Origin of the sequence: Candidatus Pelagibacter sp. HIMB1695, assembly GCF_052047655.1 — a bacterium.
In the GTDB taxonomy this organism is placed as follows: domain Bacteria; phylum Pseudomonadota; class Alphaproteobacteria; order Pelagibacterales; family Pelagibacteraceae; genus Pelagibacter.
In genome coordinates, this window is record NZ_JBNAJT010000001.1 from 435,215 (window position 1) to 453,682 (window position 18,468).

Sequence of the window (18,468 nt, forward strand, 5' to 3'; positions counted from 1 at the left end):
ATGGACTTACAAAAAATCATTGAAGATTTAGTTAATACTTTTTTATCAGCGGGAGACTTATCCATTCAACTAAGAGAAAAAGGATTAAGCAAAGAAATTAAATCTGACAATACTCCAGTCAGTAATGGAGATATTGAAGTAAATAATTTCATATCTTCAGAAATATCAAAAGTAACACCAGACATTCCAATTATTTCAGAAGAAACTTCTGAAAATAAAGATAACTCAAAATTAAAAGATTTTTGGTTGGTGGACCCTATAGATGGAACTTATGATTACATAAATAATTTAGAAGAATTTACTATTAATGCAGGTTTAATTATTAACAATAAACCTGTTGCAGGGTTAATAAATGCACCTGCTAAAAAAAGAATGTTTTATTCATATGAGAAAGGGAAATCTTTTGAGTTTACTGACAACAAAACGATAAACCTTTCTGAGTCACCATCTAAAAGAACAGAGCCACTTAATTTCATTTCTTACAGCAATAAAATTAAACCTGAGATACAAAAAATTTATGATGAATTGAATGTTAAGGAACATACTAGAATGAAAAGTTCTTTAAAATTTTGTGTTGTTGCTGCATGTGAGTTTGATGGTTATGTTGCTGAACCTCGAGCTTATGAATGGGATATTGCAGCTGGACATGCCATTTTAGAAAATGCAGGAGGATCTGTTAGAGACTTTGATGGTAATGAAATTTTATATGGTAAGAAAGATTTAAAAAATCCAAGTATAATTTTGAAAAGTAAAAATATAATTTAATGGATGAGCAATTAAGAATTATTTTAATTATAATAGTATCCGTCTCAATTTTTGGATTACTAGTTTTTGTTTTTGTTAAAAATTATATTAGAAACAAAATAAATCATCTTGTTGATGAAGAGAAAAAAAGAAAATTAAAGTAATTTAATTATTTTTTCATATTCATTTTTATCAATATCCATTACTTTTTTTGATGTTTCAAAATCAAATCCATTTCTTGCTAGTAAAGAAATATCTTTTTTATAAAACAAAGTTCTATTATCCTCTGCTCTTGAAGGTCCTATTCTCTTTTTTTTACACAATTTTATAGCTGAAAAAAAATCCTGATCAGAATTATCTTCTTTTATTTTATCAACTGTATCCTTGATAAAACCATCATCAATTCCTTTACCCATTAAATAATTTCTAATTTTATTTATAGAGTTTCCTCTTTGGATCATACTCTTTGCTTTACTTTCTGAATAAAATTGATCATTGATAAATTTATTTTTTTCTAGATCAGATAGAACAATATCAATTAATTTGTTTACATCTTTTTTTCTAGAGTCTGTTGCAGAGAGTTTCATGTATTTTTTTAATAAATATGTTTTAAGTTGTTGTTTTGAAGGTGCATATTTTTCAACATATGCAAACGCAAAATTCCTCATTTCATCAACAGTAACTTGAAGTGTTTTTCTCTTATTTCTTATAGGAATCATCGTTAGATTTTATATAATATAAATATGATCGAACAAATTTATAACTACTTCACAATTGATGTTCTTTATATGTGGATCAATTTAGGAGTTATACCTTTTTGGTTCATCTTAATAGTATTTCCCCAGTCACACTTAAGCAGGTATGTAGTAACTACTATATTTCCTTTTCTATTATTAGGCGGGGTTTATATTTATATTTTATACAGATCTTTCATAGTTGGTTATGACTTTGATGCTAATTTTAGTTTGTATCTAGGTTTGGTCGAATTATCCCGGCTGTTTGAAGATAATCTATATCTAACTCTTTTCTGGACTCATTTTGTAGCTATAAATTTATTTGTTGGTGGATGGATGGTTAAAGACTCTCAAAAATACTATGTAAACAAAGTATTAATGTCAGTCCCTTTAATTATTACATACTTAATTGGACCTATTGGAATATTAATTTATTGGATAATTAGAATTTTTTACGCCAAAAAACTAAATTTATATGAGTAATCATATAGATTTTTATTTCGATATTATAAGTCCTTATGCTTACATCGCATATAAAAAAACTTTAAAAATAAAAAATATTAATTTTAAATTAAAGCCAATATTATTGGGTGGACTTCATAACTTAGCAGGTATTACTGCTCCTGCTTTTAATAAATATAAAATAAAAAATATGAAAAATGATTGCGAACTTGTTGCAAAAAAAAATAATATTAATTTTAAATGGAATTCAATATTTCCAATAAACTCTTTAAAAATAATGAGAGGTTATCTTTGTGTTGAAGATAATAAAAAGGAAGAGTACTTAAATAGTTTTTTTGAAGCTTATTGGAAAGAAGATCTAGATTTATCCAATGAAGAAAATATCAAAATTTTATTAAAAAAATTAAAAATTAATGAGAATGATTTTTTTTATTCTATAAATAACCAAGACATTAAGGATCAATTAAAACAATTAACACAAGATGCTTTAGAAAAGGAAGTATTTGGAGCACCAACTTTTATAGTAAATAATAAAATTTTTTGGGGTCAAGACCGTCTGGAATATGCTCTAGATGAAATTAAAAATATTTAAATTATTTTAAAACTACTATTGCTGATAGATCCAAAACCACCTTCAATGTGGGAAATGTTTTTAAAACCTTTTTCTATTAAAGACTTTACTGACATTTCAGATCTTATTCCTCCCGCACAAAACAAAACCATCTCTTTATTTTTATCTATTTGGCCATTCTTAAAAACATCATTGTTTGGATCAAGAATTATTTCTAAATTACCCATGGGTATGTGATTAGCTCCTTCAACTTTTCCAGCCATCTCTAATTCATCTAATTCTCTAATATCAATTAGATTGCATTTGTTTTCTTGAACCATTTGATATGCTTCATCAGCATTTATAGTTTTTATTTCAGTCATATTTACTTACCATTGATTGTACTGGTTTTATTGTTTAATCAATTATATCTAGTTAACATGTTTTAAAAAAAAAACTACTTTTTGTTTTATGAAAAAAATTAATTTAAAGAAAATAAATATTTTAAAAAAAATTCTTATTAAGCTTAATAGAAAATTTGGTTATGAATTAATTGACCAAAATAACCTAATTTTACCAACAAGTAATAAAGATATTAACGATAATTTAAGTACTCATAATCAAAAAAGTATATCTCTACCATTGGGAGAAGTGGAAATTAAAAGAAAAGTTGAAAGTTTACTGATAATTTTTAGATCATTTACCAATGAAAACAAACTTCTTAGTCAAAATAAAAAAAGATTATTTGAAAAAGAGAAAAAAGAATACACTTTAAGATCATTAAACTCTATTTGTAAAAATATTGTTAATTTAAAAAAAGAAATTAACAATTTTAAAATTTTTTTAAAAATAATTGACGATAATTCTGAAAAAACAATAATAAATGAAATGGAAAATATTTGTTTGAAGAATAATATTGAATTTGAAATTTCTATTTTAGTTAAAGAAAAATACTTTGATAAAATGAAATTTAAAGACAATCAAAGAATGCTAGCACATAATTCTCACATATTTATGTCAAAAGAATATGCTGTTAATTCTGATTATGATTTGTTGTACTTTGTTGAAGACGATTATATTCATGAACATGATGCGTTAATAGAAATGATTTATAGTTATCAAAGAATTTGCTCACAACTAAATGAAGAGATTGTAATGTGTCCAGTAGATTACCCATATCTTTATATAAAAGTTGATCCAACCATAAATTTAATAGGTTTTAAAAAATACTGGAGACAAATAAATCAATCTTTATGCACATATTTGATTTCAAAAAGCACATTAAAAAAATATTGGGACTATTATGAAGAAATGTTTTTAAATAATTACAATCCTTATGAAAAACCACTCCACGAACTATATAAAGAGATTAAGTGTTTCTCTCCAATGCCTTCATTAGGAATGCATTTAACAAATATTAATTCAATTTATGGTTTGTCACCTCTTAAAGATTGGATTAAAGTGTGGGAAAACAATAAATATTAAAATGAAAACTAATACAAAAGCACCAAGTTTCACAATCCAATCGACTTCTGGAGAAAATTATTCTTTAAAAGATTCAATTGGAAAATTTGTAGTTTTATATTTTTATCCAAAAGATGATACGCCTGGATGTACAATTGAAACTAATGACTTTAACAAATTGTTAGCTAAATTTAAAAAACTAGACTGTGAAGTATATGGAATATCAAAAGATAGTTTGAAAAGTCACGATAAATTTAAAGATAAATACAAAATTAAATTTGATCTTCTTGCGGATGAAGATCTTAAAGTTTTAAAAAAATATAAAGTTTGGGGTAAAAAAAAATTTATGGGTCGTGAATTTATGGGAATAAATAGAACAACTTTTTTAATTGATAAAAAAGGTAAAATTTTAAAAATTTGGGAAAACGTTAAAGTCAAAGACCACGCCAAAGAAGTCCTAGAAACATTAAAAGAAATATCAAAATAATAAAAAAAGGCCCCTTATTTTTAAGAGGCCTTTAATCGTTATATATTGAGAGATAATTTAGTCTCTAATTGCGTAGGCTTTAACACCAACTTCAGCAACATCAGTTCCAAGTTTTTCAGCTTGAGCACTAATTCTAAGACCAATTGTTTGTTTTAGAACTTTAAATGTGATGTAAGAAAGTATGAAACTAAATGCACATACTGCAATTACACCTGTTAACTGAGTTCCAAAATTTGTATCTGGATTACTTAATGGCACAACTAAAGTTCCAAAAATCCCAGCAAATAAATGAACAGGAATTGCACCAACTACATCATCAATTTTTTTGCTTTCTAAAAACTTTGTACCAAAGTACATAATTAATGACCCAACAGCACCAATTGCAATTGCAAGTAATGGGCTTGGAGTTAAAGGTTCCGCTGTAATTGCAACTAAACCTGCTAAAGCTCCGTTAAGCATCATTACGATATCTGTTTTACCACCTAATAATCTTGTAACGACTGCAGCAGTAACAGTACCAGCAGCTCCCGCTAAGTGAGTGTTAACCGCAATTTTACTAATTGCATTTACATCATCAAACGTTCCCATAGCAAGTTGACTAAAACCATTAAATCCAAACCAACCAAACCATAATAAGAAAGTACCTAATGTGACAAGTGGTATTGAAGATGCCGCAAAAGGTACTAAAGATTTTGTTTCACCTTTTTTATTAAATCTTCCTTCTCTTGCACCTAATAATATTACACCTGCTAAGGCAGCTGCTCCACCGCATGCATGAACTAAAGTTGAACCAGCAAAATCAGAGAAGCCTGAAGTTGCTAACCAACCTCCGCCCCACTGCCATCCCATTGAAATAGGATAAATAATACCAGCCATGATCGCTGCAAAAATAAAAAATGGCCAGATTTTAATTCTTTCTGCTACAGCACCAGATACAATTGATGCAGTTGCACAAACAAACATTGTTTGGAAAAACCAATCTGAGTAATCTGAGTAACCAGTTGAAAGATCAGAAGCATCACTCCACATTGAGAATGATCCAATAAACCCACCTTCAGGAATTCCGTAAGCTAAATTATAACCACAGAAAAAAAATATTAATGAACAAATTGCAAACTTACCTATATTCTTTGCTGCAATTGTTGAAACACTTTTAGTTGTTACGAGTCCACTTTCAAGCATACAAAAACCTGCTGCCATGAATGCAACTAAAACACCACCAAGATAAAATCCTAATGAGTTGAAAATATATTGTCCTTCAGCTGACATTGTTGTTTCTGCTGAAGCTAAATTAGTAAAGCTTAAAAATATTAATAAGCTTGATGATATTTTTTTTAAATGATTAATCATTATCTCTCCTTTTTTTGATCATGTCGTTTTAATAAACATTAAAATTTTAAGTACTGCTGATAGGTCAACAGAGTTATGAAGAATAAGCATATGTATAAAAAAAAGGCCCCATTTTTGGGGCCTTTGGTTATTAACTAACTAGAGAGATAAGAGTTAATTCTTTGTTTAGAGGCTCTTCAATGAGATAACGACATGGAGATCGAAGAGCCTCTATATTGCATGCAATTAGTCACGTATTGCGTAAGCAATTACACCTGTTTCAGTAACGTCTGTACCTTTAGTTTCAGCCTCTTTACTTAATCTGATACCAAACGTACCTTTCATTATTGACCATACGATGTAAGACACAGCAAACACAAAAATGTTAATTGAAAGTACACCAATTAATTGTGCACTGAACGATGCATCAGCGTTTGTTAATGGCACTGCAAGTGTTCCCCAAATTCCAGCAAATAAGTGAGCTGGGATTGCACCTACAACATCATCAAGTTTGAAATTGAATAACAATTTAGTTCCAAACACTACGATCAATCCACCAACAGCTCCAATTAAAATTGCTGCAAATGGAGATGGTGCTAATGGTTCTGCAGTAATTGCTACTAGACCACCAATTGCTCCGTTTAACATTTGAATAACATCTGTTTTACCATACATTAATCTTGTTAAGATACCAGCGGCCATTACTCCACCACAGGCTGCAAGATTTGTATTGATAAAGATTGATGAGATCGCAACTGCATCGTCAAAAGTACCTAATGCTAATTGTGAACCACCGTTAAATCCAAACCAACCTAACCATAGGATAAATACACCTATTGTTACTAATGGAATTGAAGATGCAGCAAAAGGTTGTAACGCTTTTGGTTGACCTTTACTGTCAAATCTTCCACTTCTAGCACCAAGTAAAATGATACCAGCTAAAGCAGCAGCACCACCAGTTGAGTGTACTAAAGTTGAACCAGCGAAATCAGAGAAGCCGATTTCTGCTAACCAGCCTCCACCCCACTGCCAACCCATTACGATTGGATAAATAATTCCAGCTAAGATAGCTGCAAATAAGAAGAACGGCCATAACTTAATTCTTTCAGCCATAGCACCTGAACAAATTGAAACTGTTGTTGCACAGAATACCATTTGGAAGAACCAGTCCGAACCATCTGAATAACCAGTGTCAATTGCACTTGCATCTGACCATGGTGTAAATGATCCAATGTATCCGCCTTCTGGAATACCATAAGCTAAGTTGTAACCAACTAGCCAAAACATAATTCCAGCAATTGCATACAAACCAATATTCTTTGCACAAATTACTGAAACACTTCTTGAAGTTACCATTCCAGATTCTAACATTGCAAAACCTGCTGCCATGAACATGACAAGGAAACCACAAATTAAAAATAGTAGAGTGTTAAATATAAACCCCACTTCAGCAGAAACTGTTGTCTCTGCCATACCCGCACTACTCATGTTTAGTAAAAATACTAAACTTAGTAATGGTGCAGATATTCTCTTTATTATTTTAGTCATAAGACCTCCACTTGTTAAAGTGGTGGTTTATAAATTTATTAAATTTAAAAACTAACGCTGATTAGGAAAATTGGGTATGCAGTTTTTGCATATAGTAACAGCCCTAAACAAGTTTTTACGATTGTTTAGGGCTGTTAGGAAGAATATTATTTATTGAATACTTCTTTTAAAGCTTTCGCTGGTAAGAATTTTACCTTCTGAGAAGCAGCGATTTGGATCTGCTCACCAGTTCTAGGATTTCTTCCAACTCTAGCTTTTCTTTTAGCTACTTTGTAAGTTCCAAATCCAGCGATTTTCACTGAATCATCACCTTTTAGTGCATCTAAAATAGTGTTGGTAATTGTATCAAAAGTTCGCTCAGCGTCTGCTTTGCTCAAGTTTAATGAGCCAGAAAGCTTAGCAATTAGTTGTTTTTTGTTCATTTTAGCTCCGGTTTTGTTGGTTAATATTCATACTTGTCATAAACGTTGATAAATCAAGCTTTTTTTTAGTGTCTTTTTTTTTAAGACATACAATATCTAGTTGAAACTTAAATAAGTATTGATTTTATTGATCTTTTTAACAATTTAGAAATTTAAATTATCTAAATAAACCAAGGTCTTTTAGGTCATTAAAGGTGGTGAAAAACATCAATGATAACAACAAAAACAAACCGATTCGAAAAAAGCCTTCTTGTGTTTTTTGAGATAAAGGTCTCCCTAAAACCTTTTCAAATGCATAAAACATTAAGTGTCCACCATCTAACATTGGTATTGGAAACAGGTTAATTAAGCCTAAACTTATAGAAATATAAGCCATCATACTAATAAAAGCTAAAACTCCAAAGGTTGCAACTTGTCCTGATATCTTTGCAATCCTAATAGGACCCCCAAGTTGGGAGGTGTCTGCTTTACCCATGATCATTCCACCAATATATTTCAATGAAGAAACACTCACAAAATAAACTTCGTTTGCTGCATGATACAACGCTTGTGCTGGTCCTAATTTAACATGATTAATTTTATCATTGTAAGCGCTTAATTTTATACCAACCATTCTTTTATTAATTTTATTTCCTAAACCATCCTCACCTTCAACAATGTTAGGTTTTACTTTTAAAATTAATTCCTGATATGAACGCTTAACTTTGAAATCTATAAAGTCTGAAGTTGACATTGTGATATATTTTGAGACTTCCATAATGCTTTTAACTTCATTGCCATCAATTTCTAAAATAATATCTTGGTTTTTTAAGCCACCAACCATTGCAGGGCTATCTTTTTGAACCTCACTAATTACAGCAGGAGTAAAATCTTTTCCAACAAATGTATAAATACAAAAGAAGATTGCTAAAGCTAATAAAAAGTTTGCTAAAGGACCACCAAATACAATTAACACTCTTTGATACAAAGGTTTTAAAATAAATAATTTATCACGTTCCTCTTCATTATATTTTTCTAAAATTTCCTCATGATCTGCTTGTGAATATACATTACGATCTCCAAAAAACTTAACATACCCACCTAATGGAATTGCACATACTTTCCATCTAGTCCCGTGTTTATCATTCCAGCCAAATAATTCTTTTCCAAATCCAATAGAAAAATCAGTAACCCCTACACCATACTTTCTTGCAAAATAATAGTGTCCATATTCGTGGATGAATACAACCACTAAAATAAGAATCAAAAATGGGAGTATATAACTAAGCATATTTTTATATTTTAAATGAATATATAATCATTAACAACCTAACATTAATAAGTAATACTGACGCTTTTTATCATTAGATTTTGAAAATATATTATTTTTTATTTTTAAAATTAAAATACAAAGAGAATAAAATAAGACCTAAAAGGACAATACCTACAAATATCCTTAAATATTGATTAAAAAATATATCTATAAACTCAATCATTAAATATTAAACTTATCCTTCATTCTATAAAACCACACTGCTAACTTGAAATAAAATACTCTTAATTGTGGGAAAATAAATTTCTTAGGTAAACCTTTGTAAATTGTTGAAATATCGAGATCTTTACTATTCGATGAGAAAACTAACTTAGATAATTGTTTTCCAGTCCAAGGAGCTGCACTAACTCCTACACCACTATAACCAAATCCATAATAAATCTCTTCATTATCAATTTTACCTATTGAAGGAGTAAGCTTTTGAGATAATGCAATTAAACCTCTCCAATTATAATCAATTGTTACATTGTTCCATTTAGGAAAAATATTTTTTAAAAATTGTTCCATATCGTTTGCTCTATTTTGATTTGATTGATCACTTCCTTCAAAATCTCCTCTAGTGCCAAATAAAATTCGATTATCAGGTAACTTTCTATAATAATATAAAAGGTTTTTAGAATTAGCTATTGGGGCATAAGTATTAAAGTTATGTAAACTAAGTTCTTCATTTGAAAGTGGTCTTGTTACAATAATATTTGATATTACAGGTAATACTCTTCCATCTATTTCAGGAATTAATCCTTCTTGATAAAATCCATTAGTTGCAACTACAATTTTTTTTGTCTTTATTGATCCTTCATTAGTTTTTAAAAGATAAGAACCATTTTCTTTATCAATTTTTTCTACTTTTGTATGTTCATACATCTTTAACTTTTTAGACAATGCATGTTTTGCAAGTCCGTTTACAAATTTTAAAGGATTGATTGCAAATCCAGGTTTATATGAAAATGCACCAAATTGCTCAGTTCCACCATGACCTACTTCATCAAATTCTTCTTTTGAATAAACTTTAGTCTCTATTCCAAATTCAGACTTATATACTTCAGCTTGTTCTTTAATTTGATCAAATTTATTTTTATGATGAGCTACTACAAAGTTATTTTCACCAGTGACATCACAATCAATATTATAATTATCTATTAATTCTTTAGTATAATTAGCTCCTTCAACAGAGTTTTTAAAAAATTTTCTAGTCTCCTCTGTTCCATAAACAGACTGCATTTTTTTATAAGACATCTTGCTTGGAGGAAGACAGCAAAATCCTGCATTTCGAGAAGAGGCACCCCAACCTACTTTTCCAGCCTCAACCAAAACTACATCTAAATTATGATTTTCAATTAAATTTATTGCACAAAGCAAACCAGTATAACCCCCACCTATAACCACTATTTCTGAACTAATATCTTTTTGAAGTTTATCTAAATTTAGATTTTCACTTGAAGTTGCTTCCCAGTAACTAGGAACAGGTTTATTGAACTGATAAATATCTGAATGATAAATATTACTCATTGGTTAACGTTAGGTTAACATAACCCTTAATTATCTAAATAATAATTTACTTAAATTTATCTTCCCAGAATACAACTCTATCGTCTGTTTTTTCTATTAAGTCCTTACAAAATATTCCGTATTTATCTAAAACTACTGAAAAGTTTTTAAAATCTTGACCCATCTCTTTTTTCATACTTTCAAAGGATGTTTTAACTCTATTTCTCATTGTATCTGTATTCATACCTAATTGCTGACCAATCATAAAAACAGATTCTAATGATAAATCTGCTGATTTATTAAGCCCTGCTATAGTTTCATCGTTAGCACTGCCACTTTTTTTAAAACCCTCTTCAGATAACAAGTAATAACTATAACAAGTCGTGAAATCTCCTTGCAGGTTATTAAACACAAAAGTTTGTTGATCATCAGCATTAGCACTCATACTAAAAAAGCTTAAAAATATTATTGATAGTAGTTTTTTCATTTGTTCTTACTTCTCTTATAATCTTTCATCCATTTGTCAAAGATCCTTATTGCATCATCCATATCTTTAGTTTTGTTAGGATGATTTTTTGCTCTTCCAAGCATTGTTGCAATAACATTTACTTGATACTTAATTGATCTTTTTTTGATAGCTTTAACTGTATAAAGCGCCTTTTCTTTATTCTTAAAACCTAATCCATGTAAAGTTGTCTTAGGTTTATAATCAGAAAATAATGAAAGATTTAAAGGTTTAAAACTTTTATCTTTTATCATTTTATTCATTGGCATTTTATCAACTAAAGTAAATATTTTTTTTAGATTTATTGCATCTAACTTAGCTTTTTCGGTTCCATCAAAGCCAATTAAACTCACACTAAAGTTTTTAGCTTTATCTAATTTTGTAACTAATTTAATAAATCGTTTATGAAATTCTTTAATGTGTTTTTGGTAAATATCTTTTGAATTTTTATATTCTTGATTAGTGTAGTTTGGAGTATTCAAAACTAACAACCTACATTTCCATATATATTTTTTAAAATTCATTGGTATATTAAGTATTTTAGTTAATAGGATATATGAAGGAAAAAGTTGTTAAATCTCATTTTAAGAAAAAAGCACTATCTAAACTTGCTTTATCGATAAGCTTTTTCTTAGTTCTTTTAACCTCAACTGGATACATATTTAATTCTAAAGCTGCAATTTTTCTGTTTTATATTTTTAGTTTTGCATTCATTTACAATTTATTAATCAATTTCTTATTAGAAAAATTTGATATCTGATAATGAGATAAATCAGTTAGGAAAAAAAATGAAAATAGGCTTTAGTGTAAAATTTAATAAAGCAAAATACCCTTCAAAGAAAAAATTAATTGGTAAATATTGTTCTTTAGAACCAGTTAACGCAAAAAAACATGCTAAAGATTTATATAAAAACTTTTCCTTAGACAAAAAAGGAATTGATTGGACTTATATGCCAACAGGACCCTATAAGACTTTTAGTTCTTTTAAGAAGTATTTAACTACAGAAAAATTATCTGGTAATCCGTTTTTTTACTCAATTTACTCAAAAAGGCTTAAAACCTATTGCGGTTTAGCAAGTTATCTTAGAATTAAACCAGAAATTGGAACAATCGAAGTAGGTTGGATTACTTATGCTAAAAATCTTCAAAGAACAGTTGAGGCTACAGAGGCAATGTACCTTATGATGAAAAATGTTTTTGAGAATTTAGGTTATAGAAGATACGAGTGGAAATGTGATAGTTTAAATAAAAAATCGAATAAAGCTGCATTAAGATTAGGTTTTAAATTTGAAGGTATATTTAGACAAGCAACAATTTATAAAAAAAGAAATAGAGATACTTCCTGGTATGCAATTATTGATAAAGATTGGAAAAAGATAAAAAAAGGTTATTTGAAATATTTATCAAGCAAAAATTTAGATAAAAATCTAAATCAAAAAAGAAGTCTTAAGTTAAATTAAACTCAATTACTAATGTCATTGACGCGTATATGGAGCAGCAAATGTTTATTAAATTGTGAATTGTAATTGAATTGTAATAAATAATTTAATAATTATTTATCAAGTGTTTTTAGTCCCAATAAAAATGCCGCAACTAACATTAATGAACCTCCAACTTTATTAATAATCAAGCTTGAATTACTTTTTATCATCATGGCAATTTTTGAAGCTGCAAAACCATAAAAAAGAAGAAATATGCCATCAATTGAAATATAGGTAATGGATAAAATTAAAAATTGGATCCAGATATCACCATTTGCAGATATAAATTGTGGAAACAGAGCAGCAAAAAATAAAATTGCTTTAGGGTTTGATGCAGATGTTAAAAAACCTTGTAAAAACAATTTTCTATAAATTTTTTTATTATTTGTTTTTTTATATTTGTTAGTATTTTCCTTTTTTTCAAAAATTAATTTTAAAGCGTTCCAAACTAAATAGGTAACACCTATCCATTTTATGTAGATTAAGATGTTATTATCAAATGATGCTATCAATAACCCAATACCAGCTGTGGCTATTATCATTTGTAAAAGATTTGCTGACAAATCCCCCACTATTGTTGCAACTGAATTTTTAAGGCCATAAGTTGCGCTGTTGGATAACATTAATAATTGACTTGGCCCAGGTGTGCTCATAAGAGCTAAAACCGCAAAAACAAATAATACCCAGTTATCTAAAGTCATAATTAATTAGTTAAAAATAATTTTTTACGAAATTGGTTTTTTCTTACTTTTGTCTATGGTTAAATTAAAAACATCTGGTCTTGAATAATGACCTGTTGCATCAAATCTTCTTCTAGAAGATTTTGAAAAAGAAATATCAATATCGCTATAGAGTATTCCTTTTTCTTTGTGTAAAGGCCCTGCATGCAAATCACCAAATGGTTTATAAATAATTGCATCACCACAATTAATCCACTCATCTTTATCAGGGTACAAATGATCTTTATGAGGCATGTCATCTGGTAGATCGGATGCCTGTATTGCAGTTGCTGAACTTATGACCCAACAACCTCCTTCTCTAGATATATGTTTCATTGTTGAAAGCCAAGGTTCTCCCTCATCCCAAGTTGGTGCAATATAAATATCAATATTTTGTGAATACAAAGAGTATCTTGCAAGTGGCATGTAATTTTCCCAACATGCTAATGCACCAATTCTACCTACTGCTGTATCAACAACATTTAAACCACTACCATCTCCTGGACCCCAAACCATACGTTCAGGATTTGTTGGCATCAATTTTCTATGATTATTTAAGATGGTTCCATCATTATTGATTATAATGATAGAACAATAAAGAGTTGATCCGCTAACCTCTCCATCAATTTCTTGGTGACCAGCAACTACAACAACTTTATTTTTCTTTGCAGCCTCTTGAATGGGTTTCATATGACCTTTTGAAAGATTAACTGAATTAGCTTGAGAAATTTTAAACAAATCATCAGTTAAGCTCATCTCACCCCCTGGTTTTAACCTCCAAACATATTCTGGATATCCAGGAAACCAAGCCTCAGGAAACACAACTAATTTAGACCCTTGGCCAGCAGCAGTTTCAATAAGTTCAACCCCCAAATCTATAGTTTTTTGTAAGTTAAGATATTTAGGTGGATGTTGAATTACAGCTACTTTCATAAATTAATTTTTTTATTCAAAAGACTAACAATATCCAATTCATAAATAAAGTAATTACTCAAGAACCAATGTCATTGGAGCACTATTGGAGCAATAGAATTGTCAGCCAATCAAAATTTGGTGCATGATACGTCCTGGCATAAGTGTAAAAAAGCCTGTGAGGATTAAAGCAAAAAAATAAGTTGCGATCATTACTTGTTTATGACGTTTAATATTTCCTACACGTACATAATAAACACCAACACCCAGTATAAAAATTGTCCACAAACTCAATAAATGTATAGGACTATAATCTCCCCACATTTTAGTTTCGTGTATGAAAAAAGAAGTTATCGCTACAATCAACATTAAACCTACCCATATACGACCTAACAATTTATGAATGGCTCCACCTTTTTTCATAGAAAGTTGTATGCCACCTAAAATTATAGCAATCATTGCCATAATAGCATGAAGTGGTATAGGGTGTGCTTCATTGAATAACAAAGTCATGTTTTCTTAATTTCCTAATCTCTTTGAAACACCTTGTTCTTGTTGTTTATTAAACTCATCATCATTTAAGTTATACAATTCTTCTATTCTAAGATTTTTAGTTGTGATTGTTGGAACATTATTATTTTTCATCCCAAGATGTCTTGCATAAACAGCTTGTTTTTTACTCGTTTGATGAGGTTGAAAATCTTTAATGTCTTCAATAGTTACTTTATATCCTCTAACAAGATATCCACTTTCAACAGCTTCATTAAAAACTTTAATTCCTTTTTTAGTTCGCATCACTGCAGCATTAAACCCTTCATCTTCTTCTTTAGGTGAACCCCCTCTCCAAGTATCTAGAGCTGCAATATCAGAACTTTCTCCTATTGCATCAGGGCATATTTTACATCTAAAGGGAACTTTCCAATTACTTTCATCGCCCCAAAAAGAATTATAATCTTTGTCAAACTCTCTTTGATCTTTAGTCTTGATATACATTCTTCCAGGGTTACCAAATCCTCTATATCTAAATTCTTCTAACTCTTCTTCTTTGACATTAAAGCTATCAATAAATTCTTGTGATTTTGTTAGTTCTTGAAAGCCTCCACAAACAAGGGTGAATATATATTTGCAATACTGATCAACTCTTTCATCTGATTTAGCAAGCAATCTAATAGCTCCTGCATCACAAGGTTTACCAACAAATGCGAAGGTTTGTTTTTTATCTAAGGCTTTATGAAATTCACTTAAAGGGGAAGATGGACCGTATCTTGATCTACTTTCACAGTTAATTAAGTCCTCTTTATTATAACTGTATTTTACAATGTTTCGCATAGGGTTATCTTTGTCCCCTGCTGTATGCATTATAAAATCAACTTTCTTTTGTTCTAATAAATATAAAGATAATCCATTTAACAAACCTCCTGTTGAGCTTTGAAATCTGATCTTTGGATCAGTAGACCATGAATAATATAAATCAAAATAATTTCCCCAAACCAAATCTTTATCAGCTCCCTCATTTTCTTTATGATCTTCAGGTCCTTCAGCAATAACTCCAGGACAAACTTTTTTAATTTCATCTAAAGTTTCATTTGATATTGGTGTTAATTCTTTAGGTTCTAAATTACCTTTGTCACTCATCTCCATTTGAAGAGAGTTTCTTGCAATACTTTTACAAAGTCCGCAGCCAATACAAAGGCCGTTTTTTACAATATCATCTAAAGAATTAATTTTTGTCATTACTCTTTATAAGATGGGTCTTTTGCATCACATCTTCTAAGTAATGCTGGCCACTCATTTAATCCTGGTGAAAATAAATCATATTGTTTTTGAGATAATTTCCACATCTCCTCTGTTGCTCTTTCAAGAGGTAAACCAGATCCCGTTGCTTGTACTGCAACTTCACACATTCTAATTGCATAATACATATTCATAAAAGCTTCCCCAGCTGTTGCACCAACAGTAAGAAGACCGTGGTTCTTCATGATTAAAACCTTATTGTCTCCCATGTTTTCAGCAATTCTAACTCTCTCATCTTTATTAATCGATAGTCCTTCCCACTCATGGTAACCCACTTTTCCATAAAGCATTGAACTATCTTGAACTAAATGAGGGATACCATCTTTCAATGCAGTTGCAGCCAAAGCTGAAGGAGGATGTGCATGAAAGACAAATTTTGCATTTGGATGATTTAGATGAATAGCACTATGAATAATAAAACCTGCAGTATTAGCTTTTTCAGGTCCTTCTAAAACTTTACCATGCTCATCCACTTTAATTAAGTTTGATGCTTTTACTTCTTCATACAACAAACCCATCTCATGCATAAAAAATGTATGATCTGTTCCAGGTGCTCTTGCAGTGATATGGTTCCAAACCGTATCGTCCCAACCCATCATATGGGTTAATCTAAACATGGCAGCAAGGTCTACTCTTACTTTCCAGTCTGCTTCACTTATATTGTTTTTCATCGTCCCTCCTTTGAAAAAGTTAATTTATTATTTTGTTCTAAAAGTTTAATTACTTTTAAGTGATTAGAATTTGCTCCATATTTTTTAATTGCTTTGTTATAAATTTTTGAAGTTAAGTTCATTATTGGTAGTTTTAATTTATGTAATTTAATAATTTCATTAGCAAGATTTAAATCTTTCATTGATAAACCTAAAAAGAATGATGGATCATAATCACCATTAATCATGTTAGGTCCGTATCTTGTTGATGTATAACCCCCACTTGCACTTTTATCGATAATCTCTAACATTGTTTTTGGTTTAATCCCTGACTTTACTCCAAGCATCAGCGACTCTGAGAGTGATAAATAGTTTAAATAACAAAGGCTAACTTGTGCAATTTTAGCAGCATAACCAGCACCTGGTTTATTAAGATAATAGATGTTTTTACCTAATATATTAAAGACAAACTTAAGCTTATTAACTGTCTTTTTATTACCTCCAATAAATATTGATAAATCACCTGATTGAGCCTTTAAATTTCCACCTGATATCGTTGCATCAACAAATTGATTTATTTTTTTGCTTAACTTTTGTTTTAAAAGATTAAAGCAAGTTAAAGAATTAGTAGAACAATCAATCCAAATTTTATTTTTACCTAATTGATCAATAATTTTACCTTTACCAATTGATAATGCTTTAATTTGTTTTGGTCCCGGAACACAGGTGATAATTACATCTGAAAACCTGATTAATTCGTCTAATGAGCTTGTTGCTTTTCCTTTTTTTGATTTAAATTGTTTTAAAGATTTAGCACTTATATCATAACCTAATAAATCTATTTTTTTAAATTTATGTAGATTTAATGCCATAGGCATCCCCATATTTCCTAAACCAATAAAACCTATTTTCATATCAATCCATTAACCCATCTACTTCAACATTATTTCGCTCATAATGAATTGGAAGTGCTTTACCGTAAACTTGTTTAGAGTGTTCTGGTTTATTTACTCTGTAACTATCTTTTACGTATGTTGGTAGTGCAATGTAACGAGAAGTATTTCCTTCTATTTTTGTTACTCTATGCATAGAAAATCTTCCTTTAAATATTTGAAGATCCCCTGGTTGAAGATCTAATGATTTAACTTTATCTCTTGAACCTCGAAGTACTTTAGTTACCTCATCAAAGTTTTCATTTTCAGTACTTCTTAAATCAGGTGAATATTCAAACAACCCGCCTTTCTCTGCTTTTTGAACTAAAATACTTAAAGTAAATTCATTTCCATCAAAGTGCCAAGGAAAGTAATGATCTTTATGCATGATACTGTATGGATTTTTACCTAAAGGATCTGACCATCTATAAAGAGGAAAAACTCCTAAACTATCTGAAATAAATTTTAACATTTCCTCAGACTCGTAAATTTTGTTTAAATCAGATTGTTCTTCTAAATCATCAGAATTGATGTATCCACTTTCTCTAAATGAAAACACTCTTTTTGGATGGTCTTTAGATAAATTTTCATCATCTTTTGAAAAATATGGGTTGTGATGATCTTTAGTCCAATGAGTTTTAGGAAGATTTCTCTCAACTTCTTCCTTCATTCTTTTCAAAGACTCGCTAAGTACAAAGTTTGGAAGCACACAACATCCATCTTTATCAAGTAGCTCTCTATTTTTAGTAATTAAATCTTGATACTCTTTTGATCCTGTTTGATCAATTGGGTAATCTTTTAAGTTAACAATGTTTTTTATTTCCATAATTCTCCTTTAATTAAATTAATTTTTAAAAAAAGAAGTGATTACAATTTCGTGGGTGTTGAAGAATTTATATGATTTTTACAGTCTACTTTTTGTAGTAATAAATTAA

Annotated in this window: 23 protein-coding genes; 7 read left to right on the forward strand and 16 right to left on the reverse strand. The window is 29.6% G+C overall.

Going from position 1 to position 18,468, the window contains the following annotated elements; all coding sequences use genetic code 11:
- Nucleotides 1-765, forward strand: a complete 765-nt coding sequence (locus tag ACTTAX_RS02430) for a 3'(2'),5'-bisphosphate nucleotidase CysQ family protein (protein WP_440692577.1) — start codon at nt 1-3, stop codon at nt 763-765.
- A gap of 134 nt (nt 766-899) precedes the next feature.
- Here the strand turns inward: ACTTAX_RS02430 and ACTTAX_RS02435 are convergent, their stop codons facing one another.
- Nucleotides 900-1,463: a regulatory protein RecX gene (locus tag ACTTAX_RS02435; protein WP_440692578.1), complete on the reverse strand. Its 564-nt coding sequence runs from the start codon at nt 1,461-1,463 to the stop codon at nt 900-902.
- A 24-nt stretch (nt 1,464-1,487) separates the two neighbouring features.
- On the opposite strand from ACTTAX_RS02435, the gene ACTTAX_RS02440 reads away from it, so the two are divergent.
- Entirely contained in the window at nt 1,488-1,961 is a 474-nt protein-coding gene (locus ACTTAX_RS02440; protein ID WP_440692579.1) for an ABA4-like family protein, read from the forward strand.
- Nucleotides 1,954-2,532 carry a 2-hydroxychromene-2-carboxylate isomerase gene (locus ACTTAX_RS02445; protein ID WP_440692580.1) on the forward strand — a complete coding sequence of 193 codons (579 nt, stop codon included), beginning with the start codon at nt 1,954-1,956 and terminating at the stop codon, nt 2,530-2,532. Before ACTTAX_RS02440 ends, ACTTAX_RS02445 begins: the two co-directional genes overlap by 8 nt.
- On the opposite strand, the gene ACTTAX_RS02450 is transcribed toward ACTTAX_RS02445, so the two are convergent.
- On the reverse strand, nt 2,529-2,873 hold the full coding sequence (locus ACTTAX_RS02450; protein ID WP_440692581.1) for a rhodanese-like domain-containing protein: 345 nt from the start codon (nt 2,871-2,873) through the stop codon (nt 2,529-2,531). The genes ACTTAX_RS02445 and ACTTAX_RS02450 overlap by 4 nt on opposite strands.
- Nucleotides 2,874-2,961: 88 nt before the next feature.
- On the opposite strand from ACTTAX_RS02450, the gene ACTTAX_RS02455 reads away from it, so the two are divergent.
- The gene (locus ACTTAX_RS02455; RefSeq protein WP_440692583.1) at nt 2,962-3,975 is read left to right on the forward strand and encodes a rhamnosyl transferase; all 1,014 of its coding nucleotides are present in this window, start codon (nt 2,962-2,964) and stop codon (nt 3,973-3,975) included.
- A gap of 1 nt (nt 3,976) precedes the next feature.
- Nucleotides 3,977-4,441 (forward strand): thioredoxin-dependent thiol peroxidase, encoded by a 465-nt coding sequence (gene bcp, locus ACTTAX_RS02460; RefSeq protein WP_440692584.1) that lies wholly within the window; start codon nt 3,977-3,979, stop codon nt 4,439-4,441.
- 57 nt (nt 4,442-4,498) lie between these two features.
- Here the strand turns inward: bcp and ACTTAX_RS02465 are convergent, their stop codons facing one another.
- The 7 genes from ACTTAX_RS02465 to ACTTAX_RS02495 form a co-directional block, all read right to left on the reverse strand.
- On the reverse strand, nt 4,499-5,791 hold the full coding sequence (locus ACTTAX_RS02465; protein ID WP_440692585.1) for an ammonium transporter: 1,293 nt from the start codon (nt 5,789-5,791) through the stop codon (nt 4,499-4,501).
- Nucleotides 5,792-6,016: 225 nt separating this feature from the next.
- Nucleotides 6,017-7,318 carry an ammonium transporter gene (locus ACTTAX_RS02470; RefSeq protein WP_440692586.1) on the reverse strand — a complete coding sequence of 434 codons (1,302 nt, stop codon included), beginning with the start codon at nt 7,316-7,318 and terminating at the stop codon, nt 6,017-6,019.
- Nucleotides 7,319-7,464: 146 nt separating this feature from the next.
- On the reverse strand, nt 7,465-7,740 hold the full coding sequence (locus tag ACTTAX_RS02475) for an HU family DNA-binding protein (protein WP_440692587.1): 276 nt from the start codon (nt 7,738-7,740) through the stop codon (nt 7,465-7,467).
- 157 nt (nt 7,741-7,897) lie between these two features.
- Entirely contained in the window at nt 7,898-9,010 is a 1,113-nt protein-coding gene (rseP, locus tag ACTTAX_RS02480; protein WP_440692589.1) for an RIP metalloprotease RseP, read from the reverse strand.
- A gap of 204 nt (nt 9,011-9,214) precedes the next feature.
- A complete protein-coding gene (locus ACTTAX_RS02485) occupies nt 9,215-10,561 on the reverse strand; it encodes an NAD(P)/FAD-dependent oxidoreductase (RefSeq protein ID WP_440692590.1) in 1,347 nt (448 codons plus the stop codon).
- Nucleotides 10,562-10,607: 46 nt separating this feature from the next.
- Nucleotides 10,608-11,027 carry a hypothetical protein gene (locus ACTTAX_RS02490; protein ID WP_440692591.1) on the reverse strand — a complete coding sequence of 140 codons (420 nt, stop codon included), beginning with the start codon at nt 11,025-11,027 and terminating at the stop codon, nt 10,608-10,610.
- Nucleotides 11,024-11,569, reverse strand: a complete 546-nt coding sequence (locus ACTTAX_RS02495) for a DUF4174 domain-containing protein (protein WP_440692593.1) — start codon at nt 11,567-11,569, stop codon at nt 11,024-11,026. Before ACTTAX_RS02495 ends, ACTTAX_RS02490 begins: the two co-directional genes overlap by 4 nt.
- A gap of 32 nt (nt 11,570-11,601) precedes the next feature.
- Here ACTTAX_RS02495 and ACTTAX_RS02500 point away from each other — a divergent pair, with 32 nt between their 5' ends.
- Both ACTTAX_RS02500 and ACTTAX_RS02505 read left to right on the forward strand, forming a co-directional pair.
- Entirely contained in the window at nt 11,602-11,805 is a 204-nt protein-coding gene (locus ACTTAX_RS02500; RefSeq protein ID WP_440692594.1) for a hypothetical protein, read from the forward strand.
- A gap of 28 nt (nt 11,806-11,833) precedes the next feature.
- A complete protein-coding gene (locus ACTTAX_RS02505; protein ID WP_440692596.1) occupies nt 11,834-12,505 on the forward strand; it encodes a GNAT family N-acetyltransferase in 672 nt (223 codons plus the stop codon).
- 92 nt (nt 12,506-12,597) lie between these two features.
- Here the strand turns inward: ACTTAX_RS02505 and ACTTAX_RS02510 are convergent, their stop codons facing one another.
- The 7 genes from ACTTAX_RS02510 to ACTTAX_RS02540 form a co-directional block, all read right to left on the reverse strand.
- Nucleotides 12,598-13,227 (reverse strand): LysE family translocator, encoded by a 630-nt coding sequence (locus tag ACTTAX_RS02510; protein WP_440692598.1) that lies wholly within the window; start codon nt 13,225-13,227, stop codon nt 12,598-12,600.
- Nucleotides 13,228-13,251: 24 nt separating this feature from the next.
- Nucleotides 13,252-14,178, reverse strand: coding sequence for a carbon-nitrogen hydrolase family protein (locus ACTTAX_RS02515; RefSeq protein WP_440692600.1), 927 nt, complete (start codon nt 14,176-14,178; stop codon nt 13,252-13,254).
- 102 nt (nt 14,179-14,280) lie between these two features.
- Nucleotides 14,281-14,670, reverse strand: coding sequence for a DUF2306 domain-containing protein (locus ACTTAX_RS02520; RefSeq protein ID WP_440692601.1), 390 nt, complete (start codon nt 14,668-14,670; stop codon nt 14,281-14,283).
- A gap of 6 nt (nt 14,671-14,676) precedes the next feature.
- The gene (locus ACTTAX_RS02525; protein ID WP_440692602.1) at nt 14,677-15,891 is read right to left on the reverse strand and encodes a Coenzyme F420 hydrogenase/dehydrogenase, beta subunit C-terminal domain; all 1,215 of its coding nucleotides are present in this window, start codon (nt 15,889-15,891) and stop codon (nt 14,677-14,679) included.
- A complete protein-coding gene (locus ACTTAX_RS02530; RefSeq protein ID WP_440692604.1) occupies nt 15,891-16,622 on the reverse strand; it encodes a class II aldolase/adducin family protein in 732 nt (243 codons plus the stop codon). Before ACTTAX_RS02530 ends, ACTTAX_RS02525 begins: the two co-directional genes overlap by 1 nt.
- On the reverse strand, nt 16,619-17,515 hold the full coding sequence (locus tag ACTTAX_RS02535; protein ID WP_440692606.1) for an NAD(P)-dependent oxidoreductase: 897 nt from the start codon (nt 17,513-17,515) through the stop codon (nt 16,619-16,621). Before ACTTAX_RS02535 ends, ACTTAX_RS02530 begins: the two co-directional genes overlap by 4 nt.
- Nucleotide 17,516: 1 nt before the next feature.
- Nucleotides 17,517-18,359 carry a HalD/BesD family halogenase gene (locus ACTTAX_RS02540; protein WP_440676756.1) on the reverse strand — a complete coding sequence of 281 codons (843 nt, stop codon included), beginning with the start codon at nt 18,357-18,359 and terminating at the stop codon, nt 17,517-17,519.
- Nucleotides 18,360-18,468: the final 109 nt, after the last annotated feature.

What these genes read in the sequence shown, in the direction of transcription:
- ACTTAX_RS02505 (WP_440692596.1), top strand. Translation starts at nt 11,834, where the DNA reads ATGAAAATAGGCTTTAGTGTAAAATTTAATAAAGCAAAATACCCTTCA.
- ACTTAX_RS02450 (WP_440692581.1), bottom strand. Translation starts at nt 2,873, where the DNA reads ATGACTGAAATAAAAACTATAAATGCTGATGAAGCATATCAAATGGTT.
- ACTTAX_RS02470 (WP_440692586.1), bottom strand. Translation starts at nt 7,318, where the DNA reads ATGACTAAAATAATAAAGAGAATATCTGCACCATTACTAAGTTTAGTA.
- ACTTAX_RS02465 (WP_440692585.1), bottom strand. Translation starts at nt 5,791, where the DNA reads ATGATTAATCATTTAAAAAAAATATCATCAAGCTTATTAATATTTTTA.
- ACTTAX_RS02455 (WP_440692583.1), top strand. Translation starts at nt 2,962, where the DNA reads ATGAAAAAAATTAATTTAAAGAAAATAAATATTTTAAAAAAAATTCTT.
- rseP (WP_440692589.1), bottom strand. Translation starts at nt 9,010, where the DNA reads ATGCTTAGTTATATACTCCCATTTTTGATTCTTATTTTAGTGGTTGTA.
- ACTTAX_RS02520 (WP_440692601.1), bottom strand. Translation starts at nt 14,670, where the DNA reads ATGACTTTGTTATTCAATGAAGCACACCCTATACCACTTCATGCTATT.
- ACTTAX_RS02515 (WP_440692600.1), bottom strand. Translation starts at nt 14,178, where the DNA reads ATGAAAGTAGCTGTAATTCAACATCCACCTAAATATCTTAACTTACAA.
- ACTTAX_RS02430 (WP_440692577.1), top strand. Translation starts at nt 1, where the DNA reads ATGGACTTACAAAAAATCATTGAAGATTTAGTTAATACTTTTTTATCA.
- ACTTAX_RS02435 (WP_440692578.1), bottom strand. Translation starts at nt 1,463, where the DNA reads ATGATTCCTATAAGAAATAAGAGAAAAACACTTCAAGTTACTGTTGAT.
- ACTTAX_RS02500 (WP_440692594.1), top strand. Translation starts at nt 11,602, where the DNA reads ATGAAGGAAAAAGTTGTTAAATCTCATTTTAAGAAAAAAGCACTATCT.
- ACTTAX_RS02440 (WP_440692579.1), top strand. Translation starts at nt 1,488, where the DNA reads ATGATCGAACAAATTTATAACTACTTCACAATTGATGTTCTTTATATG.
- ACTTAX_RS02445 (WP_440692580.1), top strand. Translation starts at nt 1,954, where the DNA reads ATGAGTAATCATATAGATTTTTATTTCGATATTATAAGTCCTTATGCT.
- ACTTAX_RS02475 (WP_440692587.1), bottom strand. Translation starts at nt 7,740, where the DNA reads ATGAACAAAAAACAACTAATTGCTAAGCTTTCTGGCTCATTAAACTTG.
- ACTTAX_RS02485 (WP_440692590.1), bottom strand. Translation starts at nt 10,561, where the DNA reads ATGAGTAATATTTATCATTCAGATATTTATCAGTTCAATAAACCTGTT.
- ACTTAX_RS02530 (WP_440692604.1), bottom strand. Translation starts at nt 16,622, where the DNA reads ATGAAAAACAATATAAGTGAAGCAGACTGGAAAGTAAGAGTAGACCTT.
- ACTTAX_RS02510 (WP_440692598.1), bottom strand. Translation starts at nt 13,227, where the DNA reads ATGACTTTAGATAACTGGGTATTATTTGTTTTTGCGGTTTTAGCTCTT.
- ACTTAX_RS02535 (WP_440692606.1), bottom strand. Translation starts at nt 17,515, where the DNA reads ATGAAAATAGGTTTTATTGGTTTAGGAAATATGGGGATGCCTATGGCA.
- ACTTAX_RS02490 (WP_440692591.1), bottom strand. Translation starts at nt 11,027, where the DNA reads ATGAAAAAACTACTATCAATAATATTTTTAAGCTTTTTTAGTATGAGT.
- bcp (WP_440692584.1), top strand. Translation starts at nt 3,977, where the DNA reads ATGAAAACTAATACAAAAGCACCAAGTTTCACAATCCAATCGACTTCT.
- ACTTAX_RS02540 (WP_440676756.1), bottom strand. Translation starts at nt 18,359, where the DNA reads ATGGAAATAAAAAACATTGTTAACTTAAAAGATTACCCAATTGATCAA.
- ACTTAX_RS02525 (WP_440692602.1), bottom strand. Translation starts at nt 15,891, where the DNA reads ATGACAAAAATTAATTCTTTAGATGATATTGTAAAAAACGGCCTTTGT.
- ACTTAX_RS02495 (WP_440692593.1), bottom strand. Translation starts at nt 11,569, where the DNA reads ATGAATTTTAAAAAATATATATGGAAATGTAGGTTGTTAGTTTTGAAT.